Below are 25,226 nucleotides of genomic sequence, written 5' to 3' on the forward strand. Positions count from 1 at the left end.
AAATAAAACTAAAAATAATACATATAATAAAATATGTATTATTTACAATGATTGTAATAAAGTAAGTAAAATTAAACTTTATGAGGTAAGTTCGATTTACGTGCATTGAATGGATCACATAAGCCCAAATCTACATTAGGATTTATTTGTGATCTAGTATCAGACGATAGAAGCGCAGTACAGTCTCTACCAGTAGGTAGTTTATTTTGAGGAGGATCAGCAAAAACTGGCATATTGATAAAAACAAACGAAAATAAAATAAATAATTTAATTTTTAACATATTTGCCCCTTAAATTAGAGTTACAATTGTAATTACAGGAAAATTTCATTATAAAATGCAAATAATAAATTTAACAATAACTTTACATCATATAAGATTGTTCCGAAGCTCGTAAAAAACACTAAAATTTATTAGATTAATTTTCTATTTAAAAATATTGATATAACAAGATAGCTTAGTTTTTTTCTACTATATTGAAAATAATGTTTAAAAATAACTAGTTGTAATTAAATAGCTAATGCGCTAAGCAAATAGACAGAAACCATCATTTTACATGTTACTTTCATCCCCTTTTACAAATACCAATAATTAACTTGAAATTATTTTCTCGTCAATGTTATTGAAATGTTAAAATAATGAACTAATATATTCCAAGTTGCATTTAACTTTGGAGAATAATTTATGAAATTATTATGTTATCTATTTGCTAACATTTTGATCTTAGCGTTCAACTTAATTTCTGAGGCTAATGCTGGCAATAAACCAGCAGAGTGCTACGACACGAAGGTGGATAATTTATCGCCTGCAGAAGAAAAAGCCAAAATTGATTGGTTAATAGAGAATTGCGAACTCCAAAGAAGTGAAGCAGTAAATAATCGTTTAAAAATTTTAGATGGTATGATAAATGGCGCAGAGGATAAAGCCATCAGCCAAGCAAATTAATTTTCAATTGTTAAATCTTTTTGACTGTTATATAGATGCAAATACCATATTTCTACGGTGTTAAGCTAGCCTCTGAACCAAAGATAATTGTGCTCGTAGCTAGCCATTAATCCTATGAATTTTACCTCATCCATTATGGATTCACTAGAAATGTTATTGATTTAATTTTAATTCATTTATTAAAGAATGTTCATTAGATGTTAATTTATTGTATGTTGCTAATTGTGATTTTCATTTATTGTTGGAGGATAAATTATGAAACCATTATGTAAGCTCCTTTCTATTACTGCTGTTCTAGGATTTAGTTTTATAGCTATAGCAAAAGATTCCTCACTAAAAAACACTATTCTTATTCCAAAGGGTAACGGAGAATATATCAGAGTATCATCCTCGTTTATTAATAGGCCAAATGAAAAAAATGCCGTTGATATTTGCTGGGAAGATCCTACCAAAGGCCCTAGATGTTTCAATGGCGATAAAAAAGAAGTATATCCCCATCCTGAAAAAACAAAAAAATCTGACTAAAGATATATCTGTTTTAGCCTTTAAAAGGATAGAGAAACTCATCCCTGAGCGCTGTAAGCTACTAATATTTCGATTGTTTCATCAAAGCCACGGCAAGCGATACAGGCAACTATGCAAATGACATGCGCTAAAGGGATGAGGTTTTAAGATCAACTTTAAAGGTGAAAACATTCATGTACCCAGCTAAATGAATGTATTTCTAAATGGTGATAAGATGGTTGAAAGTAAAAAGGCGTGTTTGTTACTAGATTGCAATTTAAACAGTACTAATTGCGCGTTTAGCTGCACTAATCACGAAGGAAACTATTGTAAGAATAACTAGGATATAAAGTATAAAAACATTAATATCTCTGACAAACTATGACAATTAATCGGCCAAGTGTTATAGCAGTAGAAAAAAGTTAGTTTAAATCAATGATAAAATAGTAAATAAGAAAAACCCGCTAGTATCCTTTTATAATAACATATAGAATTGGTTAATTATTATTAATAATAATGTTAAGTTTACATAGAATAAAAGTAAACAGACAAACATAAAAATCATAGCAATTTTATTGTTTAGCTAAGATAGTTTCTATTATTTATTAAAAAATTAAATTATATTTATCATAATTTTTTTCAAAAATTAACTTATAAAATAACTTTTAATAAATATAGAATATAATAATAATAGAAGATTTATATAATTAAAAAATTATGGAGTCAATATCATATTCATTGGTATGAATGATGTAATAACATTACAAAATCAAACTGAGTAAATGGATTATTTTTTATGTTAAAAAATTCAAACTTTACAAAAAAAACTAACAAAAAAAATAATATATAAATGTGATATTGATAATAAAAAAGAGTTACTGTTCAATAAAGGTAGATATAAAACAACCTATTTAGCCAAAATAAAAATTTTATAAAACACTATGCATAATATATCTAAGGAGAATTACAATGAAGTAAATTGAAATATGTGAACAAGAGACGAAGCAGGTTAATTACTTTGATGTCGAATTAGTTGTTAATGCAGATATTAATTATTTGGCTACTGACCTAGATGGTTTTATTTATGGATATATCTTTAAACCAGTAATAGATGATAAGTATAATACTTGGCTGCCGTCACAAGAATATACTCCGCATCCTATAGCAAGAATTACTTTAGATAGTAAAAACTGGCAAGATACACTTGTCAATGTTTAAATAATACTTTGCTGGTAGCATTAATCATATCAATGATGTGCACCAGCATTTATTAAAAACAATTTAAAGCTAAAAAGTAAAAAAATACGCAGTTATTAATTAAAGAAATATAAAATAAAGAATTAAAAATTTATTAATTTTTTGATACAAATGATATCTATTTTAGATAAAAAATTTTTCCATTACAAAGCCAAATGTTCTCTTAATCCACATTTTTCTATACGTGGCAGTACTTCATCTTTAAAATAAGGAAACTCATCGAGATAATTAACAAATGTTAAAGCTGTACCTGATAAACCCGCATTGTAGAGTTGTTCTATTCCATTGACGATGTCATCCGGTGTCCCGACCAAAGGATAACCCCCATGACCGGCTGGAAATTTAGAACGATACAAATTAAATTCTTCTATTGGAACAACTTTCGAATTGTTTGCCAATAATTTAATAATATGATCTACCGCTTCCCAATCTGCATTTTCCTGTGAATAATAATGAAGATACTCTTCTGCTTCTTTATACGTTGGCCGACAAACAACATAGGAATAAGATATAAAATTAAGCGGTTTTTTTCTCTTTTGTAATTTTTCTTGTTTTTTTATTGATATAATATCTTGTCGCAATTGATTTAAATCTAATGTTAACATAAATAAATAATCTACGTTTCGAATAGCAAAATCTTTACCAAGGGTAGAACCTGCTCCATTAAAAATAGGAATATTCTTTTGTAGTGGCAATGGAACGCTATATACCTTTTTAAATTTAAAAAATTTACTATTCCAATCAAAAGGGGTCTCGGTTTGCCATAATTTTCTTATTATATCAAGCCATTCCTGAGCGTGATGATAACGATCTTGATGACTAAAAAATAACTCTCCACCTAATGCTTCATATTCCTGTCTATTCCAGCCACATACCATATTTAACCCAACACGACCACCACCTATATGATCCATCGTCGCTAACTGCTTTGCTAGAATAACAGGATTATGCAAAGAAGTATGGATAGTGGAAATTACCCCGATTCGCCGCGTAGCAGCTAATAATGCAGAAGCCCAACTTATTGATTCTAAAACATTACTATGAAAATGCGTTTCTCCATCATATCCCATCCAGCGACCTAATGGTAATAAATATTCAAGCCCGGCCTCATCAGCAAGTTGGGCTATTTTAAGGTTATTTTCCCATGAATTACGCCAACGTTCGTTGACTTTTGTCACCGCCAAACCACTAGCACAATTTATTGCAAAAAGACCCAGTTTAAATTTATTTTTGTTATCTAATCGATTAGAAAACTCTGTCATATATATTATTTTCCTATAGTTATAAAATACTAAAAAAAATATAAAATTATCATTAAATGATGAATAATAGAATATTATCTATTAACCCTTTCATTTTTAAATTAATATCTTTTTATTTATTATTTATATTTTAAAGTTAGATAAATTGATTTTAATATCTTTATTATATTTTAATATTAATAATTATTTTATTTAGACAACATAATAAGAATAAAAATAAATTTAGTAAAATTTCATAGAGTATTAATGAACCTAATGATTGCAAATATCTGGTCAATATAAGAGCAGAGGACTAAAGTCCGTGATTACTCTATTATATTAATATTTATAACTTTCTCTTAATCCTTGTTTTTCTAAACGTGGTAAAACTTCATCTCTAAAATAAGGAAACTCGTCCAGATAATTAACAAAAGATAATGCTGCACCAGACAATCCAGCATTATAAAGCGCTACGATATTGCTACTAATATCGTCAGGTGAACCTACCAACGGATAACCACCATAGCCGGCAGAAAAACGATTTCGAACTGAAAACAATTGCTCTTTTGGGAATGAGTGCGTATTATTAAATGCTAAATTAATAATTTTATCAACGGCTTGCCAATCTGCCTTTTCTTGTGAGTAATAGCGCAAATATTCTTCGGCTTCTTTACGCGTTTGACGGCAAACCACATAACAGAATGTCAATAAACCAAGAGGAGTCTTTCTATTTTGTAACTTTGCTTGTTCTTTTAATTCCGTAATATTTTTTTGTAAATGCTCCATATTCATCATCGAAGTAAATAAATAATCCGCATTACAAATAGCAAAATGCTTGCCTTCATTAGAACCTGCTGCATTTAATATTGGTATTTTTTTTTGTAATGGTAATGGAAAACTATAAATGTCCTTTAATGTAAAAAATTGACCATGCCAGTCAAATGGTTCTTTTCGCCACCACAAATTTTTAATTATATCGAACCATTCGCGACTATAGCGATAACGCTCTTCATGTTGTTGCCAGAATTTTACCCCAAGTGCTTCATATTCAATGGTATTCCAACCGCATACCACATTTAAACCTGCCCGACCATGACCAATATGATCTATTGTTGTTAGCTGCTTTGCAACAACCACAGGATGATGAAAAGAAGTGTGTACTGTAGTAAATATGGCAATATTGTTTGTCGATGCCAATAACGCAGAAGCCAATACTGTTGGCTCTAATACATTAGCATGAAAAGATGATCCTTTTTCATAACCTAACCATCGAGCAACAGGTAATAAAAACTCTATACCTGCTTTATCAGCAAGTTGAGCTATTTTAAGATTATTTTCCCAGGAATTTAGCCAACTTTCTTTTACTGTTGTCATGGCTAAGCCACCAGAGCAATTAATAGAAAAAATACCCAATTTAAATTTATTATTATTAAACATAGGATTAGTGTTATTCTGCATAATAAAATCCTTTTTAATAAGAAAGATATATTAATAGTCAGTGTTTATGATACGATATTCGTAAAAAATTAAATCTTATATATCTTATATATCTTATATAATTTCTTATGCTAAAAATGATATAATCTACTAAATAATTTTAACATTATAGTAAATATGTTATTTTGAAACTAGTTATCACTCATTTTTCTTTATTTTACTCCGTAACCTTATCAAAAATTATTATTTTATTTACAAGATAATTATATTATTAATTTAGTTAAAAATGGTCTACTATTAGATATCGTTTTCTATAACAATGATAAGGATAAATTATGAAACAGTTACTTGTAAAATTTACTATTTTTTCTTTTATTATATTTAGTTCGTACACAATTAAAGCTCAAGTTGAAATTAAACATTGGGAAAATAAAGAAAATGGTCTACCCTGTTCGGTTGATATCGATTATACCAAATGCTACCTAACAGAAAATAATCAAACAATTCTGGTCAAAAGCTCTAATACCGATGAAAATAGTATTGAACAGAACTGGGAGGAAACTATACAATAAAACTATTTTCTCTAATATTACTCATTCGAAGGATATAAAGAAGTTTATTTCCTTATATCCTAATTATCAGAAAAATATATAATGTAACTTTACTAAATTTGCTGATAAAAACACTAGCAAACAAAAATTAGTATATTTTATATGAAGTAGTAATACTATTAATATCCATAGCTTAATCACATACTATTTTTACTTATAAATTTTCCAAATTAAGTATTATTGAATTACTTTGTTAGTCACAGTAAATAAAATCTATTTCATCTTTTCCTACCTAATTATCAAATCACTTTTTAATGATTAAATGGAAAAATAGATAAATCAGACGGAAAAATTTAATACTAGTTATTACGCAGACAAGAAAATTGTCGATTGCATAATTTATTTTTCTGTTAGTAATAAATTATACCAATAGCATAAACTACAAAACTAACCTTACTTTTACCAAGAAATCTGTTACTTCAGCATTGCACTATCACCTCTACGGAGCCACCATAAGTGACATACTAACACAGGAGAAATAATGGATAGACTAAATTCATTTAACATAGTTAAAAATAACCCAGCAACATTGAAAGATCCTAATGAGCAAGCCCCTATTCTACCTAAGTACTTTGTATCAGAAGAAAAACCTATTATTGAAAGTTCGATTGATAGGCGAATGGATAGACAAGTAAAAAAAGATATTTCAATCGGTACTTACAACCAAGAAAATATTAGAATATTATTTCAATCACCAGATGGTCTTAGTGGTACCTTACGCAACACATCATTCTACCCTGAACAGGCGAAAAATAATGGTTGGCAACAACAAGAAGCGATTGCTAAAAATGAAATTCGTATTGTCGCCACACAAATGGACAAATTTACCCCAACAACAGCGTCTGTATTATATAGAGGGTTATCTATACCCGGCGCCGAATTTCAAAAAATACAAGATACCGGTTACCTACAAAATTATGCATTTGCTTTTTTTTCTTCAAACAGAAATGTTGCACAATACTTCGCTATGCAAAATGGTAGCCAAAACGATAAGAAAATTATATTTCAATTAACAATCGCTAATAAAGCTGGCGAAGAACTACAATTTCGCGTTGGTAAGATTGATTTTGCTGCTTATACTCTTCTTGTTCAGGACAAAAATAATAAATTTAACAAAAAAGACTTTAATGGGTTAAAAGAAATTATCGCACTACCTGGTAATTATTTTAAAGTTATTGAACCACCGATTAAATCTAAAAATAATTTTTTTAATAAGTTAAAGAAAAAATTAACTAAAAATAACATAACCACAATTTATATTCAGCATGTAGGATATGATACTAAGCCCATAAAAGAAGTACACTCATGCTATATTTGATTAATTAGCAAAAATTATTTCAGTAAAGAACATCCAATAAATTTGCGATCAATTTATAGTTTATTAAACAAACAGAGAGCTTTAAAAATAAGCTCTCTGTTTATTGATTATTACGCGTTATTTTTTTATGAACCCTGCGAAACTATAATAAAAATTGAAATTTATTAGCATAAAAAAAATAATCTTAATAGAATTATAATAAACAGAAATAACCATAATTGTCGTTAGAGAGTTAATTTTAAATATGTTGCCAATTGATTTTAATAATAAAATATCCTATTCTCCACTATATACTCAACCATCTAATAATAACGATGAAGATTTAGCTGATAAATATCCCGATTTAAAAATACAATCAACGGATCCATCCCCAACAAGAAAGTCACATGACAAGATTGCAACCAATAGCGATAAACTACATGCATCGGAGCAGGTAACATCACTATTTTTATCTAATAAAAAAATTGAATCAGAATCAGATGAAAACCAATACCAGTTATGCCACAAAGAACTATCCACTATCATGACCACAGCCTATAACAAAAGTCTAACTTTTCGGCGATTATTTAATTATGCTTATGATACCAATCTTTGCAATGGGGACAAATGGTATCTATCAACTCAAGATGCCTTTAGCACCACCGTTACTGCAGAAGAGATAAAAGCTGAAAATGGTAAAAAAATTATATCCCTTACTACTGATCCTGCAAATTGTTCGCGATTTAATGAGGATTACCAACTTGAAAATGGTAATTATGCCCTGTTTAGTTTAATCCGTGCATTTATGCACGAAATCGTTCATGCGTTAACAATGCTTCCTGACGAGGATAATAATCATGACAGAGGTGCGGTTGTAGAATATACCAACATTATTCTTAAAGAAATGGGTAATAAAGAACCTGCCAGGTTTAAGTATTAATATAATGCAGGTTAACATTAATAAATTTGAGTATATCTTTATGTTAGCTTTTTTCGCTTTAAGAAATTAAATTCGATCTGACAGATATTACATAACCAATTAATATTTCTGTCAGATCAAAATAATTTCATTTATCGTGAGAAAAAATCACATTAATTATTATTAATATTTAGTTGAAATCTATTTCTTTCTGCTTTTTGAAATGACAGCATTGGTGGAAAATTTTGATTACATGTCATTATCTCAATTTCACTAGTCGACATATTATATGTAAAACTTACTTGCCCACGAATAGCTGGTCTATTTTGGTTACTAATAATAGCAATATTAGCATTATATAAATTGCCATCTTGTGGAAAGGAACCAATACATTCATAGTCTGTATTTGCTTTAATATGTATTGGATTACATATAAAAGAAATGTTAAACACAAGCTGATAAAATACATTATTGTTACCTGTATTATTATTAAGTTGTATCGCTAATATATCGGTATACTTAGGAAATACGGTAAATCTTGATAAGCCTTCTATCTCTGATAGATCAGGAGTATCATATTGCCAAGTTTTTGTTATGTTACCAGGGGCATTATTAGCTGCATAATCTTTCCATCCTTGAACTTGTGAAAGTCTACCAACTCTGACAGAATTAAATTTATCATTCAGTTCTCTAGAAAGGCGATACTCTTCATTAGATTCTCTATATAAAAAACCATCACCAGTATAATTTTTTCCTTTATAAAAAATAACACCTGTTGAAAATAATTGATTATTATTCATAAATATCCTTTTATTTTATAATTTTGATTAAATTTATTTGAAACATATAAAAATTCAAATTCACATATACAAATTTAAAAATTTTATATCATATTTTTGCTAGTGTTGCACAAACTACTTTTAATAAAAAATAAATCCTTATCTAAAATTAATTTATTTTTCAATTAAGTAAAATAAAAATTTTTTGGAAAAAACAATTAGTACAAATATAAAATCAATTATTTAATCTAGTGCTTTAAATTATTTTTATCATAAAAAATATAGCAATATATTTTATTTTAAAAATATAATAAAAAAATTCATACACTATAATTAGTCTGTTTGTTCACTACTTGGTTGAGTAAAAATCTATGAAAAAGATACTATTACTATTAACATATATTTATCTTGTCGGATGTACTAATGCAACAGAATCATTGTCACCCACCAAAACCATCGGCGTGGCAAATCCTGCCTCAGTTTATTGTATTAAAAAAGGGGGCAAAATTAACATTGTCAAGACAGTTAAAGGCGAAGTCGGTTATTGCCACCTAGCTAACGGTGTTAGTATCGAAGAATGGACACTATATCATCAAGATCATCAATAATTTATTGTTCCTTATATAGCAATTGCTACTGACTAAACTTTTTTCTTATGCAACTTGCTACCGTAAAGCTAAAAATTAGATTATTACAAATATGATTATATCTTTTAGAAAAATAATACTGTCATCCAAAATGTAGCGATATAAGAGATGGTTTCTTTTGAATAGTTGCAGTTGCTTTATTAATGATACTATTGCGTAGAACTCAGATTAAGTTAAAAAAATGTTATTGAAAGGTTAAAATAAGCGTCTATTATTAATATCGTTACATAACTATTAATTGAGGTGACTAATGAAATTATTTATAAAACGCGTTGCTATCGCTTCTGTTTTAACATTTAGTTATATGTCAGCTATGGCTAGCCCAATAGGCGGTTTTGGCCTCCCAATCGCTGGCTTAGATAAAGTTTTAGAAACAGCAGAAAAAGTGGCTAATACTAGTGCTGATACTGTAAATACAGCTACTAATACTGGTGCTGATTTTGTTAATAAAGCCACTGATACTGCCGCTGATGCTGTAAATACCGCTACTAATACTGGCGCTGATTTTGTTAATAAAGCCACTGATACTGCGGCTGATGCTGTAAATACCGCTACTCATACTGGTGCTGATTTTGTTAATAAAGCCACTGATACTGCCGCTGATGCTGTAAATACCGCTACTAATACTAGTGCTGATTTTGTTAATAAAGCCACTGATACTGCGGCTGATGCTGTAAATACCGCTACTAATACTGGTGCTGATGCTATTAAGACAAGTATAGAGACTGCTAAGGCCGCTGTTGGAGGGGCTGCAAGTACTGCTGCAACAGTAACTGATAATGCAGAAATAACAGAAGAGTTAGAAAAAGCGAATGTTACAAAAGGCTTATTGTAAAGCATAATCTAGCAATACAAATAAAGCGTTTAATTAATAAATACCTCTTCATTAAAATTAATAAAGAAGAGGTATTTATCTTATAATATTTAGTGAAAACTAAAAAAATAAATATTAATGATCTCAAATTAATGTAACAGATTATTGTTTATAATATAGATACTTTTTTATTATTAATAAATCTTTGATTAAAATTATAAACTACTTAGCATGTTTTCATACTTAAGCTACTACTCATATATAATATAAGTATCCTAAAACCACAATCTACTAGTAAAATAAATCTGATTATAGATTAATTAAAAAACGCTGCTTAACTTTATATGATTATAATTAATATACAAATACTTATATTTAACTATCTTATTTTTAAATGAAAATAACAAATAATATCTTATTTAAATTAGATAAAAATATAATTCAACCAAGTAATGTGCATATCTTTATATTCAATACCTGGTTATTACAAGATAATTTTTTAAAGTGATAGATTGTCTTTACATGAATTATATTCAGTACAGCAAAATAAGCCGATATAATAGCAATCAAGCTATAAAATATTATTACTAATAAATATCACTTAGTTAATTTATTGCAATGGTCAAATATTAACCTATTATTTAATAATAATTATCATTCTTATTAACTGAGGAGGAAAACGTAATGAAACTATTATCTAAACTATTTATTTTCATAATTCTGCTTGGCACCAGTGCTATTTCAATGAGTACAGTGTCAATATCCAGCCAAATTACCGATGTTGAGCCAACGGAAGAGCAGAGTAACGCGACTGAAATTTCAAATCCAATATCTCCGACAACTGCTGATACTGATTGCAGCCTTCCCCATAATAAAAAATGTTATCCAAGATCAAATGCGACAGACTCTGTCTCAATAACGGGGACAATTAAGCGGGTTACTATAAACCGAAATTCCCAAAATTGAGTGTAGGAAAATCCATGCCAGGGACGGAGTTCGTTCATTCCTAGCCGGATTGTTAATCAATAGCATGACTTAACTTACTAAGCACTCTATCCTACCAACCTGAAGTCTGTATTGAATAACCCTATTCATTCAATTTAATTATCTTATTTACCTTTTTTAATGCTAATTTGCCATTGGGCGTTGCCAGTTTGTTGAAAATCAATCACTTCATGACCTGACTTGGCAGCCCACTTCGGAATATTTTCTGTCGCTTGAGCACAATCATATTTAATAATTAAAATATCACCATTTATCATTAACTCTATCGCTTTTTGCACTTGAATCAATGGATATGGGCATAACTTTCCCCTAGTATCTAGTTGAATTTCACTCATAATCGATAATCTCTATGATTTTATTTGCCATGGATGGATCATAGTAAAATAGCTAATCAGCCAACTACCAAAAATAATACAAGGAATAAACACCCAACCTTGCCATGCAAACCAAGCGGTATTAACCAATGTATTACCTAGCATGCAGCCACCTGCCAAACCGCTACCAATGCCCATTAATAAACCACCAATAAAACTTTTTATCATTGTGGTCCAACCTGGGTTTCTAAATCTGAACTCTTGACTTCCCTTTGCTGCAATAAATGAACCCAACAAAAGCCCGGTTAATAAATAGCCGCCCCAGTCAAAAAATTTTAAATTCCCGTCAATCAATAATGAAAATAATTGCGCGCTGGGCCCGCTAATACCAAGCCCGCCAATCCGGCCAGCAGATAAACTTGCCGGCCAAGCTAGTAATGCAATGATTCCTACTAACATTGCCGTAATAAATGGATGCCAACGCGCTTCAAATAATAGATGGCTAATTCCTGTCTTTTTTGCTGTTATTTTTGCTACATTGATAAATTTCCACTGTTTGATATGTCTAATGGCTAAATAGATTGTTAGTGATATTAAAATAAGCATAATTACATAGGGTGATACATGAAAAGTTTGCGTAATTGTTCCACTATCTAATATCTGGGAAGTAATCGGTGAAAAAAAAGATTTACTGCTCGGTAAACGCACAAACCAACTGGATAGGATAAAGCCAACAACAGCAATGATACTACCAACTAAACCTTCAGCTGTTCGATAATAGGCACCCGTAGAACAAGATCCGGCCAATGCCATTCCACTACCAAATAGAATGCCACCAACAATGGTTGCTAACCATAAAAATTTGGCATAAGGGAGTATGACTAATCCTAGACTTTGCAACCCAAATAACCCGACACTCTGAATAGAAATAACGATTAAAATAGCAATTATCATTTGACCATCACGGAATAAATAGAAATCCCTTAATCCGCCGGCTAAACAAAAACGTCCTCGTTGCATAATAAAACCAAGTAACCCACCCAATACTAAGCCAGATATATGAGATAAACTTATCATTAATATCATTCCTAAAATTAAAATAACATTTTATAAAATCGAACTTTTTGAATTCTTGATAAAAAGCACAGTTTTAAATATAGTCTAGTTGTTGGGGATTACTTTTTATTAGCTAAAATAAATATGTTAAATCAAAGGATTAGTTTTTTATTTCTGTTTAAAAATATTTAACACTATTAACCACAACATTTAATTCATATTAAGCATAATAAAAATCCTCTCCTGCTTTAAGCATCATTAAATTTACTAAATCTTATTTTATTTCTAACAATTAATGTTTCTGTCTATTATTTATAAAGATAATTTTATGTCTGAATGGCAATAATCCAATGAAAAGTGTACTAAATAGTCTTCCGGTATTTGTTGCTGCTGCTGAAGCTAACAGCTTCTCTCAAACAGCGGAAAAATTACATCTAACGCGCTCATCGGTAGCAAAAAAAATTGCTCAATTAGAAGCAAGACTGGGTATCACCCTATTTCATAGGACAACCCGCACACAAAGTTTAACTGAGGAAGGAACACTATATTATGAATATTGCCGACGTGCTCTCGATGAGATAGAAAAGATAGAAGACATCCTTAACAGCGGTAAGCTTGAAACTTGTGGTAAATTTAGGCTCTCCATGCCGGTTTTATTTGGTCATTTATGTATCGCTCCACTACTCATTTCTTTAATAAAACAGTACCCCAAACTAGAACTAGAAATGTCATTTAACGATCGTATTATTGATCTTATCGAAGAAGGAATTGACTTATCAATCTATATTGGCACACTGCCTGATAGCAGTAATCTCGTTGCTAGAAAAATTGGCAAACACCGTATGACAATTTGCGCTTCCCCCTCTTATCTTGCTCAGATGGGTGAACCACATACAATTATAGAATTGGCACAACATTTCGCTGTCGCTTATAGCCATTCAAATCGAATACAAAAATGGCGCCTCAAAGACGATAACGGTGGTATATACGAATTCAGACCGAAAACAAGATTAATGATGGATGATATGCAAGCAATAAAAGATGCGATTATTTCAGATGCAGGTATTGCCTGGCTTCCTGACTGGTTAGTTAGAAAAGAACTGATCGACGGGCGTCTGAAAGAAATTATGCCTCATGCTGGCGAAATAACTTTCTCTATTTATGCGGTATGGCCAAAAACGCCTTACCTTTCGCGTAAAGTCCGGCTCATTGTTGATACTTTAGTTAATGATTTACCCGCTTATATGGAAAAAATAGCTGCGCCAAACTGAGCAGATTTGTACTTACTAGCATTTTACATGCCAGTAAGTACATCATCATGCTTAGGCTATAAGACTAGCGATTTTTGCATTAGCATTGGCAATTCCCTGTTCTTTTCCATGGGGTTTCATATCCATCCCTTCGGCATAAATAAACTCCACATCAGTGATACCAATCAATCCTAAAACCGATTTCAGATAAGGCGTTACTGCATCCGTCGGTTGTCCCAAATGGATACCACCACGAGAACTGACAATAACTGCACGCACACCTTCAACTAATCCCATAGGATAAGTTTCAGTATATTTAAATGTAACGCCTGCACGAGTAACAAGATCAAACCAATTTTTCAACTGGGTTGGCACATTCAAATTATACATAGGTGCTCCAATAACAACCATGTCACTCCCTTTTAGTTCAGCTATCAATTTATCTGATAGTGCGACAGCATTAAAGGCTTTTTCACTGAAATTACTCGCTCCTCGCATCGAATTAAACAGTTCATTATCCAATACCGGAAGATTAAGCGTGGCTAAGTCACGTATTGTAACTTCATCTTGTAATCCTTTTAATTGTCTTTTCGTCAGAAAAGTATCAATCAAGGAATTTGTTTGAGAATTATTTCCCATGATGCTGGATTTTAAAACAAGAATTTTATTCATAATACACTTCCTACTAAACTTTTATTTTATTATTTCAGCGCTGAAATTTTTATTACAAGCTTGTAACTTACAATGCATTAGATTTTACTACTAAAAAAAATTGTTAGTGTTGAAAGAAAGAATTTATATTGATTCCAATATTGCAACAATAAAAAAATAAAAGCCTCAAGCTAATATTAGTGAGGCTTTTATTTTTTCCAGCTTACGTTAATTATCTAATGTTTAATTGCCAGCAAATTATTTAGCTATTTTTGTTTTTTTAGACACTGAAGGTTTTTTTGTTGCTTTTAATTTTTTAGGCTCATTTTTCTTACCTTTTTTAATCGCAATTTTTTTTACCTTCTCATCTTTAGGAATTTCATATTCTAGAAAAATTTTAAGTAAACCATCATATAATTCAGCACTTTGAATTTTGGCATTTTTACCTAACGAATATTGAGCAGAAAACGATCTGTGAGAAATACCCTGATGAAGCCATTCGCCTTTTTTTGGTGTTTCTTCTTTATGATCACCAACAATAAATAATTGCCCATCAGAAAACGAAACATCTAAATCATTTTCAGTGAAACCTGGCACACTGATTATTAGTTCATAATGTTTATCATCAATTTTCTTTAAATTGTAAGATTCACTGGGTAATGCTAATGGTTTAACACCCGTTAAGTGACTAAATAACTTATCTATTTTATTAAATCTGTCTGAAAACAAATCATTTCTTAAATCTGAAAATAAACTTAATGGACGAATCATAATAAATCTCCTAATGTAGCTTAATTAAGCGTGGAAAACATTGTTCTCTATTATTCTTATAGGAGTTACTACAGATTTTTCCAGTTATTTATTACAATTTAAATACACAGGCAAATAAAAAAACCTAATAAACAAGTATTTATTTAATTGGGCTCTATTGACTGATTTTTAATTTAATATCACCATGAATCAAAGCTTCAATTATGACATTAATCGTAACGCTAACAAAATTTGGTGGCTACAAATCAAAAAAAACACCGCCTTTATTTTCATAGCAAACATTGCGTTCATTGCCATTCTTTTAAGTGTTCTAAAATAGAAAAAATTTACCTCAGCTAATTCAGCTCATAGCTTATTTTAGATAAATCTTGATTACGAATAGCAAAATTTAGCGCTAAATAATAAGGCATAAATAAACATTTATGCCCCATATTAATACGCCATAAAAAATAGAAATTTGTCTATAATAAATAGCTTAAAATTTAATTCGCTAGTTTTAAGCCAATTATCCCAGCAAAAATTAACCCCAAGCTTAATAAGCGGAATAAACTTGCCGATTCACCAAGAAAAATAATCCCAATGGTCGCCGTACCAAGCGCACCAATACCTGTCCAAATAGCATATGCTGTACCGGCAGGTAAGGTTTTCATTGCATAAGCTAATAACCCTATACTGAACAACATGGCAACTAAAGTTATAATACTGGGGGTTAATCGGGTAAATCCTTGGGTATATTTCAATCCTATTGCCCAAACAATTTCAAGTAAACCGGCTACCAATAAAACCAACCAGGCCATGATTCCTCCTAATCACTCGGGGTCGTCCCCAATAAAATGCTATTTCTCAGGTCGTCCTGAGCAACAGATGAAACTGAAAAAATTATAACCAGGCAATATTATAACTTCAACATTATGTATGATTACTTAATTGCCATTGAAGATTAGTTTATTTAATTAAAATTTGATGTTCTATTTCTGTTACTATCTTCTGCAAGAGTGTCATAAATATTAGCCAACTTGCTTAGTTTTGTCGCATTCAGGATAATAAATTATTGTTATTTATCCACCAGGGCAATCACAACACTGCCCCTGGCAGCTTGTCACTTTAGTTAAACGCTATAGAAGTCTGCTGCAGTCGGGTACCAGGACTGGTATTTTATCCACTTAATTAAACCGTCTGGCTAGCCACTGATAGGGGTTGAATAGTATATATTTTATTCATTAAACGCTTTAGACTATCTGCAATCTCAATTCTTATTTTTGCAGCTTGCAATGTATTATTTTGTTCCCAATGCTTAATTTTATCTTGCCCAAAGTAGTGAATAAAAGATCGTTTCCTATCTTTTATTATGGCTATGATTTTTGCAGTATCGATATTGTATTTGCTATCTTTATCACGATAAGGAAAATCCTTTTCTCCCATTAACCAGTTTTCATGAAGATAGTCTTCTATTGCATGATCTGGTAATACCTGGAGCCGATAAGCCACCTCTAAAGCAGGCATTAACTCTTTGTTGAAATTATTGAAATCTTTCGCTTCAAAGATATTATTTTCTACCGCAACTTGTCCTCTAATTGTTGATAACAAAGGACGACTACGAGGAATTGAGCTAATACCTGTTAATGAATCGGGAAGATTATTGGAAAAAGTAGCATCTTTTTCCGTAAATAGGCTAGTCGAAGCCAAGGTATTTTCTGGGCGAGCACCCTGCATAGCTCGTTGATAGCTTTCATTTTTGGCAAGCCCTCCAAAACCTAAAGTTCCAGAAGCGCCGAAATCTACCGTCATACCTTTAAATTCTGTCGGATGAATACGCTTATCAATGAAATAGCCAAAATTACAGAATGCAAAATTTAAATAATCCCAATTATTTAATAATCGTGATACGAAAAAATGTTTTAGTTGTTCATCGCGCAATTTTTGCGGTAGCAGTTTATTCATTTCCTCTAACATCGAAAATTTTATTAAATTTTTATTTTTTATTTGAGCTAATACATCAGGCTTATCTAAATAGCTTTTATTAGGATATTTTTGTAGGATATTTGTTAATTCGCAATCGGCCTTATTAAATATCTCTCTCAAAGACTGATAGCTAACAATTCTTTTTTTTATATAGCTATCTAACAATAATTCTTCTATTGCTGATTTTTTAATTATATCAACCATCATTTTTTCATCTAGCAAAAAATCACCTAAGTCTTTGAAACTTGGTTCAACTTGAGATGCAACACAAGCAAAGCTGGATAAATTTTTGCCATCTTGAAAATCGCCTCTCGTTTGCTTATTAAAAATAAAAAAATCATCGCAATCATTACACAAAAGCATTCTGGGAGCATCTAATCCTGTCATACTGAAAATACCACCCATAATCACTTCTTCAGCTGCCACATAATTACTATAAAAAGGATTTTTTACTCGAAATAATTCATTGTTATATTCAATATATTGTGCGGCCCGAGTATATAAAGCGCCATTCGTTTCTTTTTGTACAATTTTCCCTGACTTGAAACTAATCGGTCTTTTCTTCATTAACGCGTCAGAACCATTATGGGTGAATAGATGGGAAAATAGTGGAAAGTCTTGATTATAACATTGGCTCAAACTGTATTCTGTCGGAGATAAACGCTTACCATTCTGAAAAAGAAAAATATTATTCCAATTTGTGTGCAAATTGGGATGTAACATTTGAGTCAGATCCCTTTCAGAAACAATTAATACTCTGCCTGCTTTTGTTGGCGACAATAACAGATAATTGGCAGCCTCTGTTTTTGTCCAATCTCCATTATCGGCCTGATCACCGAACAGCCCTTTAATTTCTGCATGTTGGAGTTGTTGTTGAATGTAAGGCAAATGTAAATATTTTTTATATAAGCTGTTTGCAGTGATCTTAATAGAATCAGCACCTTGCGTTTTGGTCGCTATGAGCGTTTGGATAAAAGCATCATTATATTTAGCTAACTCCATCAGATAGGGTTGCCGATCAAAATAATTGAGAAACGCAGGGATCATTGTTGGATGCGCTTCTAACTTACTAATTAATTGCAGTGAAGGTTTTTTTAAATAATTTTCTATTAGTTTATCGACAAAATTATTGATTTCTGGATTTTTTATGAATAGCGCTTTGCTAAAAATATTTAATAGTGATGGCGTCACATTGGTAAGATTGACGTTTGAGTGCTCAATAGAATGAATGACTTGCAACGCCAACTTGGTTTTTAGTTGGCTATACTTATCATCAATACTATCAATACTGGTTAGAATGCTTCCCCCTTGAGGGTTAAAATGATTAAGCTCAAACTCTAGATTATGCTCATTCCATTTACTAGGCAAAGAAAGGGTAAAATTATCAATCGTATTATCCAAAATAGCGCCAGAGAAGTTAGTACCATGAATAGATACTTGTTGCAAATTAGCATGGCTTAAATCAGTTTGAGTCAAATCTGCACGGTCCAACTTAGCATCCATTAAATTAGTATGCCTCAAAGTCGCTTGAGTTAAGTCAGCATTGATTAAATCAGCATTCACCAGATTAGTTTCTTTTAAATTAGCTCTTAACAAGTTTGCATTATTTAACTTCGCATCATTTAAAATCGCCCTATAGAGATCAACGCTTATCAAATTAGCGTTATTTAAGTTGACGCGATGCAAATTAGCGCCACTTATAGATGCTTGTTGTAGCGTCGCGTTAGTTAGATTAAGGTTTGATAGGTTGCTGCCGGATAAGTTAGCATCGGTAAAATTAACGAAAGTGAGATCGATTTTTTCAGCAAAAAGCGTGGAAAAATCCATATTATTCAAATTCTTGCTGGATAAATCGATAATCGTATTTTCTTGTCGTGTTAGTAATAACTCTTTCAAATCATTAAAGGATATTTGCTCTAACTGAACTGTATTTGATTGAGCTGCTAATTTTTTAGCACCCATTTTTGCGCCCTTACCCCCCAACCCTTGGATTTTTAGTTGATAAAGTCTTTCTCCTATTGGAACCGGTGCTAACTCCAAATTACCTGCAGTATCACGCAAATACTTCCTGCCAAATGGCTGCCCAGTTTCTGGATAGACCTGTGCGTAAATATCTTTACCCCGTTGCCGACCAATCTTAGTGACTGGCACTTCTTTTAACCGCGCAGGGTGGTAAGCTGTTTCTATTTTAAATTGCTCACTATGAGCCACTGGAAAATCATTTGCTTTTTTTTCCAGCGCTTCGACTAATTGAGTTAATCCACTCACTTGCTGTTGGCTCTGCTTTGCCACTTTTTTTAAAGCATGAATCCCTTTTAAGCCACCCGATGCCAACAACTCAAATCCCGGATCGGCACTACGCAAAAAAGCAGTGCCTAATTCAGCAAAAACATTGGCAGGCAAACTATTTGCTACATGAGGAATACCTGATTTAAGTAATTGCTTAGCACCTTGATGTAATGACTGGCGGAGTGTCGCCTGCTTTAATGCAGTTTGAACACCATTAACGGCTGCCTCCCCTACCGCAATACTAAATCGATTGCTAATTTGTGCCGCTTTGGCGAGAAAAGGGAAAAAAGAGGTAACATCAAATAAGGCAGCGCCAACCGCTTGGCCGGTATTACCTTTTTGCGCTTCAATAATCGTTGTGTAGAAAGGTATAAGATGTAAGAAAAAAGTATCCACTTTTTGATGGGTAGTTGGCTGATAACCTTCCTGTTGCAGTTTTTCAGCCAGCCTATTGCGATGTAATGTCGATAAGCTGCTGAGTAAAACTTGTGGTTTCTCATCCGCCTGTTTTAGCAAAGAATCAACATGCAGTCTTAATTGGTAATCATCATCGTCACGAATTTTATGATCGTGAGGAAATAGATCGAGGATGGCTTTTTTATCATAATCGACCCGATATAGCTGATAGCGTCCTATCTCTGTATTTGCTTGCTTTTGCAATGCATAAATACGTTCTTCTCCATTAAAAATACATTTAAACATATCAATTGAGTCAGGAACACGCGTAATTAATCCACCTGAAGCCACCATTGCTTGCCTTGCCGGTGGCGCCAGTGGAATACTTCGTAGGCTACCCTGTGCATTAAACTCAGCTTTTACTAGGTAAATTTGAGCCTGTTGAATAAATTGCTGCTCTGCTTCATTGAAAGAGTTAAAAACCTGTGATAAAACAACCTGCTCTATTTGCCTAGAAATATCCGCAAGCTGTTGATTTTGATTATTAAAAACCGTATCTATATTGGGTATTTTTACCGTCTTACCCTGTTTGTCTTGATATTCAACATCGCTGTTTTTATACAAATAGTTATTTAACCATGTTTGCTCAATATTATGCTCCTTCAATTGTTGGCGAGCCAGTTCCGGCCGACTTTTCCAGTGATTAGCACGTTGAACGAATTGGATAAAAGGGTTATTTTTGCTATGCTGCGTTAAATGCTCAAAGTAAATATGATATATCGAAAGCATTTTCGCTTTATCAATCTCATCCGTGATTTGTTGATAGTTATTTTTTAATACACTATGGATCAAGGCGGGTAATTTGAAATATTGAACATATTCAGCAGGTAGTTTTTCCTCCAACAACATAGTTTCTAGCCACATACCGATATCAATAATCTGATCCAGGCTCATGCTGTTAAAATCAGCGCCACTTTCGCTTAATAATGCCGTTCCTGCATGCAGATACCCCCATTCCGGCTGATTAATCATCATGTTTTGCAATCTTTGCTGTTCATAAGAATTTTTAGGTTGCAACATCAATGTTGGCATAATGCGGCTTAATACCTGTTGCTGATAATAATCGCCAACGTTGGCAGACAGTTGGTTAGCTTCAATATGGCAGTTGAGTTGATTGAATAACCCTTGTTTCAAATTGTCATGATGTAATAGAGAATGCTGCTGTGATTTGATATCACAAATTTTTTTTAACAACCAACTATCAGCAGGCATATTAAATACCACTTGCTGTAACCAATTAGTAATGACGGCTTGTTGATGGATAGGTGTGATTTGTTCATTCTGACCAGATCCATATTGACCAAGCGGTTCTAATAGTAATCGGGCAAGCTCAGATATTTTGCTATTATCATTTTTATAGCGCGCAAGATAATTAATAACATAATTGACTAATTCACCTGCTGGCATAGCCTTCTTATCATAATTGATTATGCCCTCTTTAATTAACAGTAAACGTAAAAGTCGATTTTGTTCATCATGGGCAATATTATAAAATTCGTTATTTGTTATTGATAAGTTGATTTTTTGATTATCAAGAGATTGATTACTAAAAATAGCGTTATCATTATTATTTGGCCACCAAGTTAAAGGTTTACTTTTCTCTTCTTGCCTGTTATCTATTAAATGTACCGGATAACTCGCTACATTTGCTTGATCTACTTTCGTTTCGCTCTCTTTTTTATTGTCTAATATCGATGTCATCCAGATTGGCGATGTGGGAGCGTGATTTATGATTGTCATTATTAATTCCATATAAAAATTTAACAAATAAATAATATTTGAAACAATTTATCAATGAAAACAAAAAACGATCATATTAATTAACATAATAATATTTCATCAATCAATTACTTGGTGTTAATTGGTTATTTTAACCTAGTTTAATATTTTACTTATATAAAATTGATGGCCATAACCTACAGTAATGGCTTGTTATAGGCGAAAAATGCTCTTGTCATATTGAAAATGGCAGCGGTAAGGCTGGATAAGAAAATAAATTTTAGAACACTAAAGCATAAAAAGCATAGATGAAATACGCATTAATCTTTTTACGGCAGAACGATTTGCTTTATCCAACATATTTATCGTAACGTTATCAATAATTAACAATATTGAATTTATACAAAAACTGCGGTGGCAACAAAAAAACAGGCCTGTACTTAACCGCTATTGAAGGAGACTAAAAACAAACCAGCAACAACATATGTACAGGCAATTTTCAGGAAAAGAATAACAACTATTATTACTTAATAAATTATATTAATAACCTAAAATCATCCTCAAAACTTATGAATCTGAGATTGGTTTATTTAATTGTTCAGCCAACACAGCCAGTGTTTGCATTTGCGCAATGGTTTGAACCATTTTCCTATCACGTGTCGTGCGCATATCTCTAACAATACTCTCTAAACTTTGTTGACTTTCTGGTTTTAATAATTCCATGGTGGCAAGTAGTTGACCGGTACGCCCAACGCCAGCTCGACAATGCATTACTGGTAATAATTTATTTTCATCATTTATCGCGCTGCTTCCTTTTTCTTTATAAAAATTAATTTTTTTATCAACAACTGTATTAACATGCTCGGCTAATTCTTTTAATCCTTCATTACCCGAAGCCGTTAGATCCGGCCAATTAGAAACATGAATAACAGGGATAGTGACAGTGACTTTAATATTTTGACCTTTATCGGTGACATGCAATAAATATTCATGATAATCCAATTCGTCAGCCAATTTACCCTCACCTTTATCAATTACCGTCACGCCAACATCACCATATTGGTTGTCTTTTCTAAAATATTCGGGTAATCCCACGCCTGATTGTGGATTAATATCGTTGTCTGATGCCAATACAACTAATGCAGGTGTCCGATTAGCCACCAACATCTTAAAATAATCTTGCAGTGATGCAGGTTTTGGATATTGGCAAGCAATAGCAACATTCTGACCCGCAATTTGTACCCGATTAGCGGCTAGCAACTGACCATTTGGGGCGGTCACAGCTGTTGCTTTTGCGGTCCAGATATTGCCAAATCGTTGATTCTCAACCTTCTGAATATATTGTGATTTGTCTAGTTTGGCATCACTAAATTCATCCGTTAAGCGTTGAAATAAATCTTCAGCTAATGTAGTGGCTTTCTGTTGCTCTTCTACCGACAATGTACGTAGTGGTAATGCCGCTACAGGTACCTCTGGATCACTTAACATTCTCTTTAATTTTGCCGGTAGCATATTTGTATCTATTGTATTTTCTAATTTAGTTGTATCTTCATCCATCCTAGCAGATGATCTTTTCTCTCCAGTGTAATTGCCCGCTGCTTTTTCAAATTGCTTAAGTAATTGCAACTGTGATGCATGATTTAATATTTTTGCGCTAGTTGAATTTTTTATTTCACTAACAATCTCTTCTGAACTCAATTTATTGCCAGGTTTAGCTACTTCAGTTGCGGCAACCAGAAAAGCGGCACTTTCATATCCTTTAGTACTGTGTATTACTGGTAATACTTTATTGGGATCATATACTGCTTGACTATTTTTTTGGTAAAGCTCGCTTGAATATTCTTGGCTTGTTTGATTAATACAATCAACAATAACTTTTAATCCTTCATTATCGATGGTATTTTTTCCTAACCCATTATTAATATGAATAATAGGCAGTTGATATGAACAGTTACCTTGCTTAATTTCTATTTCATACATATCACAGCAAAATTTACCCAACGATCTATCTTTAGACTGTTCATTAAGCTGAACCGACACACTACCATATTGGCCATTTTGTTTAAAATATTCAGGTAAACCTTTAGCTTCAATGTCCTTATTTGGTGCCAATACAACCAGTATTGGCGTTTGATTATCAGCTAGCATTTTAAAGTAACTTTCTAAATACTCCGCTTTAGGATATTCACTAATCATTGCTACATTTTTGCCGCCAATCTGCACACGATTAGCGGGCAATATATTACCATCCGGCGCTTCAACTGGCGTTGCTTTAGCCAACCAAAGCTTATTATTTTTTTGGCTAGCGAGATTGCTATCGTCATTGCTAATTGTGCTTACCGACGTCGATGACATCAATGTATTAACTTCACCAGGTCGTAATTTAGCAACCCATTTTTGTGCTGGTATATCCAGCGTGTCTTTTGTGCCTAACGTTGGTTGACGAGAAAGCTGCGGGGGCTCGATTAACTTATTTTTTACCGCAGTAGGTTTTGGTGCAAGTTCAGGTGGTGTTTCATCAATCTTAAAATTAAGACCACCATGACGTCGAGTTTTATTACTGTCTGGATCCGTTTCAGTATCAAGATGGGGCTTGTGCCGTAATAAAACAGACGACGATTCGCTGTCTTTTACAATATTACGCCCTTGATAATCAGTTTTTTGTGTCCCAGCTTGGCCGCTCGATGCCTCATCTGAAGCATAATTGATATTCGGTGTTATATTACTATAAATCGGTGAAATATTAGGCATGGTAAAACCCTTACTTTTAAGTTAATCTATTATTTTTTCAGCTACACATTGTTCTGATTTTTCAAGTAATAATTCAAAAATATCAACAATTTCATACTCGTTGATCTCATATAAAGGCAGTCTCACCCATAATATAAGATGTTGTTCTTGATTAAGTGCGGCAACGGGTTGCCAACGTAGCTGGGTCAAATTATTAAAATGCAATAAAGATAGCAGGGTAATATTTTTTTGCGTTAATTCATTTATATGACCTAAATCAGTAAAAATATACCAATCAAACTGGTTGATTAACCCCAGATAAAAGCGAAAATTATTATCAATAGTTAAACTAAAAGCTTCCTGTTTGGATGTTTTTTCTATTGGCTCCAGACCAATATGATTAAAAAGTGATGATACTTTTTGGTGGAAAATAGCAAGTTGATGCACTAAACAATACCTCTTATCGATAAATAACTTCTTTACTCACCGCTTTTATTTAGCGTTATTCTCATTATTTATTAAATAAAATAAAAAAATGTTATTTAATTCCGCTCAATCTAAATTAATAAAGCA

Annotated in this window: 20 protein-coding genes; 8 read left to right on the top strand and 12 right to left on the bottom strand. The window is 32.1% G+C overall.

The features are described 5' to 3' along the window. Positions 1-71 precede the first annotated feature (71 nt). Positions 72-281, bottom strand: coding sequence for a hypothetical protein (locus QE177_RS12315; RefSeq protein ID WP_280550040.1), 210 nt, complete (start codon positions 279-281; stop codon positions 72-74). 402 nt (positions 282-683) lie between these two features. Between QE177_RS12315 and QE177_RS12320 the strand changes: the two genes are divergently transcribed. After that, the gene (locus QE177_RS12320; protein WP_280550042.1) at positions 684-944 is read left to right on the top strand and encodes a hypothetical protein; all 261 of its coding nucleotides are present in this window, start codon (positions 684-686) and stop codon (positions 942-944) included. 255 nt (positions 945-1,199) lie between these two features. Then, the gene (locus tag QE177_RS12325) at positions 1,200-1,469 is read left to right on the top strand and encodes a hypothetical protein (protein ID WP_280550043.1); all 270 of its coding nucleotides are present in this window, start codon (positions 1,200-1,202) and stop codon (positions 1,467-1,469) included. Positions 1,470-2,848: 1,379 nt separating this feature from the next. On the opposite strand, the gene QE177_RS12330 is transcribed toward QE177_RS12325, so the two are convergent. After that, positions 2,849-3,967, bottom strand: coding sequence for an LLM class flavin-dependent oxidoreductase (locus QE177_RS12330; protein ID WP_280550044.1), 1,119 nt, complete (start codon positions 3,965-3,967; stop codon positions 2,849-2,851). A 318-nt stretch (positions 3,968-4,285) separates the two neighbouring features. Next, positions 4,286-5,404, bottom strand: coding sequence for an LLM class flavin-dependent oxidoreductase (locus QE177_RS12335; RefSeq protein WP_280550045.1), 1,119 nt, complete (start codon positions 5,402-5,404; stop codon positions 4,286-4,288). A gap of 314 nt (positions 5,405-5,718) precedes the next feature. Here QE177_RS12335 and QE177_RS12340 point away from each other — a divergent pair, with 314 nt between their 5' ends. The 3 genes from QE177_RS12340 to QE177_RS12350 all read left to right on the top strand — a co-directional run bounded on the left by QE177_RS12340 (position 5,719) and on the right by QE177_RS12350 (position 8,231). Continuing rightward, the gene (locus QE177_RS12340) at positions 5,719-5,955 is read left to right on the top strand and encodes a hypothetical protein (RefSeq protein WP_280550046.1); all 237 of its coding nucleotides are present in this window, start codon (positions 5,719-5,721) and stop codon (positions 5,953-5,955) included. A gap of 520 nt (positions 5,956-6,475) precedes the next feature. Beyond that, positions 6,476-7,312, top strand: a complete 837-nt coding sequence (locus QE177_RS12345; protein WP_280550047.1) for a hypothetical protein — start codon at positions 6,476-6,478, stop codon at positions 7,310-7,312. Between the two features lie 244 nt (positions 7,313-7,556). After that, positions 7,557-8,231: a PipA/GogA/GtgA family type III secretion system effector gene (locus tag QE177_RS12350; protein WP_280550050.1), complete on the top strand. Its 675-nt coding sequence runs from the start codon at positions 7,557-7,559 to the stop codon at positions 8,229-8,231. Positions 8,232-8,383: 152 nt separating this feature from the next. Here QE177_RS12350 and QE177_RS12355 read toward each other — a convergent pair whose 3' ends face one another. Beyond that, the gene (locus QE177_RS12355) at positions 8,384-9,010 is read right to left on the bottom strand and encodes a beta/gamma crystallin domain-containing protein (protein ID WP_280550052.1); all 627 of its coding nucleotides are present in this window, start codon (positions 9,008-9,010) and stop codon (positions 8,384-8,386) included. A gap of 350 nt (positions 9,011-9,360) precedes the next feature. On the opposite strand from QE177_RS12355, the gene QE177_RS12360 reads away from it, so the two are divergent. Further along, entirely contained in the window at positions 9,361-9,597 is a 237-nt protein-coding gene (locus tag QE177_RS12360) for a DUF333 domain-containing protein (RefSeq protein WP_280550056.1), read from the top strand. Between the two features lie 289 nt (positions 9,598-9,886). Then, entirely contained in the window at positions 9,887-10,471 is a 585-nt protein-coding gene (locus QE177_RS12365; RefSeq protein WP_280550058.1) for a hypothetical protein, read from the top strand. A gap of 1,088 nt (positions 10,472-11,559) precedes the next feature. Here the strand turns inward: QE177_RS12365 and QE177_RS12370 are convergent. Beyond that, positions 11,560-11,790 (bottom strand): sulfurtransferase TusA family protein, encoded by a 231-nt coding sequence (locus QE177_RS12370; RefSeq protein WP_026823002.1) that lies wholly within the window; start codon positions 11,788-11,790, stop codon positions 11,560-11,562. Positions 11,791-11,802: 12 nt separating this feature from the next. Further along, positions 11,803-12,846 carry a YeeE/YedE family protein gene (locus QE177_RS12375; RefSeq protein WP_280550084.1) on the bottom strand — a complete coding sequence of 348 codons (1,044 nt, stop codon included), beginning with the start codon at positions 12,844-12,846 and terminating at the stop codon, positions 11,803-11,805. A gap of 329 nt (positions 12,847-13,175) precedes the next feature. On the opposite strand from QE177_RS12375, the gene QE177_RS12380 reads away from it, so the two are divergent. Next, complete coding sequence (locus tag QE177_RS12380; RefSeq protein WP_280550086.1) at positions 13,176-14,096, top strand: LysR family transcriptional regulator; 921 nt, start codon at positions 13,176-13,178, stop codon at positions 14,094-14,096. A gap of 51 nt (positions 14,097-14,147) precedes the next feature. Here QE177_RS12380 and QE177_RS12385 read toward each other — a convergent pair whose 3' ends face one another. The 6 genes from QE177_RS12385 to QE177_RS12410 all read right to left on the bottom strand — a co-directional run bounded on the left by QE177_RS12385 (position 14,148) and on the right by QE177_RS12410 (position 25,100). After that, on the bottom strand, positions 14,148-14,747 hold the full coding sequence (locus QE177_RS12385; protein WP_280550089.1) for an NAD(P)H-dependent oxidoreductase: 600 nt from the start codon (positions 14,745-14,747) through the stop codon (positions 14,148-14,150). A gap of 237 nt (positions 14,748-14,984) precedes the next feature. Further along, a complete protein-coding gene (locus QE177_RS12390; protein ID WP_280550091.1) occupies positions 14,985-15,497 on the bottom strand; it encodes an Hsp20 family protein in 513 nt (170 codons plus the stop codon). 482 nt (positions 15,498-15,979) lie between these two features. After that, a complete protein-coding gene (gene sugE / locus QE177_RS12395; RefSeq protein ID WP_280550093.1) occupies positions 15,980-16,294 on the bottom strand; it encodes a quaternary ammonium compound efflux SMR transporter SugE in 315 nt (104 codons plus the stop codon). Positions 16,295-16,664: 370 nt separating this feature from the next. Further along, a complete protein-coding gene (locus QE177_RS12400; protein ID WP_280550095.1) occupies positions 16,665-21,944 on the bottom strand; it encodes a pentapeptide repeat-containing protein in 5,280 nt (1,759 codons plus the stop codon). 546 nt (positions 21,945-22,490) lie between these two features. Further along, positions 22,491-24,674, bottom strand: coding sequence for a protein-tyrosine phosphatase family protein (locus QE177_RS12405; RefSeq protein ID WP_280550097.1), 2,184 nt, complete (start codon positions 24,672-24,674; stop codon positions 22,491-22,493). Between the two features lie 21 nt (positions 24,675-24,695). Then, entirely contained in the window at positions 24,696-25,100 is a 405-nt protein-coding gene (locus tag QE177_RS12410; protein WP_280550099.1) for a CesT family type III secretion system chaperone, read from the bottom strand. Positions 25,101-25,226 lie beyond the last annotated feature (126 nt).

The sequence above is a fragment of the Arsenophonus sp. aPb genome (assembly GCF_029873475.1).
GTDB lineage: Bacteria > Pseudomonadota > Gammaproteobacteria > Enterobacterales > Enterobacteriaceae > Arsenophonus.

What these genes read in the sequence shown, in the direction of transcription:
- QE177_RS12365 (WP_280550058.1), top strand. Translation starts at nt 9,887, where the DNA reads ATGAAATTATTTATAAAACGCGTTGCTATCGCTTCTGTTTTAACATTT.
- QE177_RS12375 (WP_280550084.1), bottom strand. Translation starts at nt 12,846, where the DNA reads ATGATAAGTTTATCTCATATATCTGGCTTAGTATTGGGTGGGTTACTT.
- QE177_RS12390 (WP_280550091.1), bottom strand. Translation starts at nt 15,497, where the DNA reads ATGATTCGTCCATTAAGTTTATTTTCAGATTTAAGAAATGATTTGTTT.
- QE177_RS12345 (WP_280550047.1), top strand. Translation starts at nt 6,476, where the DNA reads ATGGATAGACTAAATTCATTTAACATAGTTAAAAATAACCCAGCAACA.
- QE177_RS12380 (WP_280550086.1), top strand. Translation starts at nt 13,176, where the DNA reads ATGAAAAGTGTACTAAATAGTCTTCCGGTATTTGTTGCTGCTGCTGAA.
- QE177_RS12405 (WP_280550097.1), bottom strand. Translation starts at nt 24,674, where the DNA reads ATGCCTAATATTTCACCGATTTATAGTAATATAACACCGAATATCAAT.
- QE177_RS12360 (WP_280550056.1), top strand. Translation starts at nt 9,361, where the DNA reads ATGAAAAAGATACTATTACTATTAACATATATTTATCTTGTCGGATGT.
- QE177_RS12385 (WP_280550089.1), bottom strand. Translation starts at nt 14,747, where the DNA reads ATGAATAAAATTCTTGTTTTAAAATCCAGCATCATGGGAAATAATTCT.
- QE177_RS12350 (WP_280550050.1), top strand. Translation starts at nt 7,557, where the DNA reads ATGTTGCCAATTGATTTTAATAATAAAATATCCTATTCTCCACTATAT.
- QE177_RS12370 (WP_026823002.1), bottom strand. Translation starts at nt 11,790, where the DNA reads ATGAGTGAAATTCAACTAGATACTAGGGGAAAGTTATGCCCATATCCA.
- QE177_RS12330 (WP_280550044.1), bottom strand. Translation starts at nt 3,967, where the DNA reads ATGACAGAGTTTTCTAATCGATTAGATAACAAAAATAAATTTAAACTG.
- QE177_RS12315 (WP_280550040.1), bottom strand. Translation starts at nt 281, where the DNA reads ATGTTAAAAATTAAATTATTTATTTTATTTTCGTTTGTTTTTATCAAT.
- sugE (WP_280550093.1), bottom strand. Translation starts at nt 16,294, where the DNA reads ATGGCCTGGTTGGTTTTATTGGTAGCCGGTTTACTTGAAATTGTTTGG.
- QE177_RS12355 (WP_280550052.1), bottom strand. Translation starts at nt 9,010, where the DNA reads ATGAATAATAATCAATTATTTTCAACAGGTGTTATTTTTTATAAAGGA.
- QE177_RS12325 (WP_280550043.1), top strand. Translation starts at nt 1,200, where the DNA reads ATGAAACCATTATGTAAGCTCCTTTCTATTACTGCTGTTCTAGGATTT.
- QE177_RS12320 (WP_280550042.1), top strand. Translation starts at nt 684, where the DNA reads ATGAAATTATTATGTTATCTATTTGCTAACATTTTGATCTTAGCGTTC.
- QE177_RS12400 (WP_280550095.1), bottom strand. Translation starts at nt 21,944, where the DNA reads ATGACAATCATAAATCACGCTCCCACATCGCCAATCTGGATGACATCG.
- QE177_RS12335 (WP_280550045.1), bottom strand. Translation starts at nt 5,404, where the DNA reads ATGCAGAATAACACTAATCCTATGTTTAATAATAATAAATTTAAATTG.
- QE177_RS12340 (WP_280550046.1), top strand. Translation starts at nt 5,719, where the DNA reads ATGAAACAGTTACTTGTAAAATTTACTATTTTTTCTTTTATTATATTT.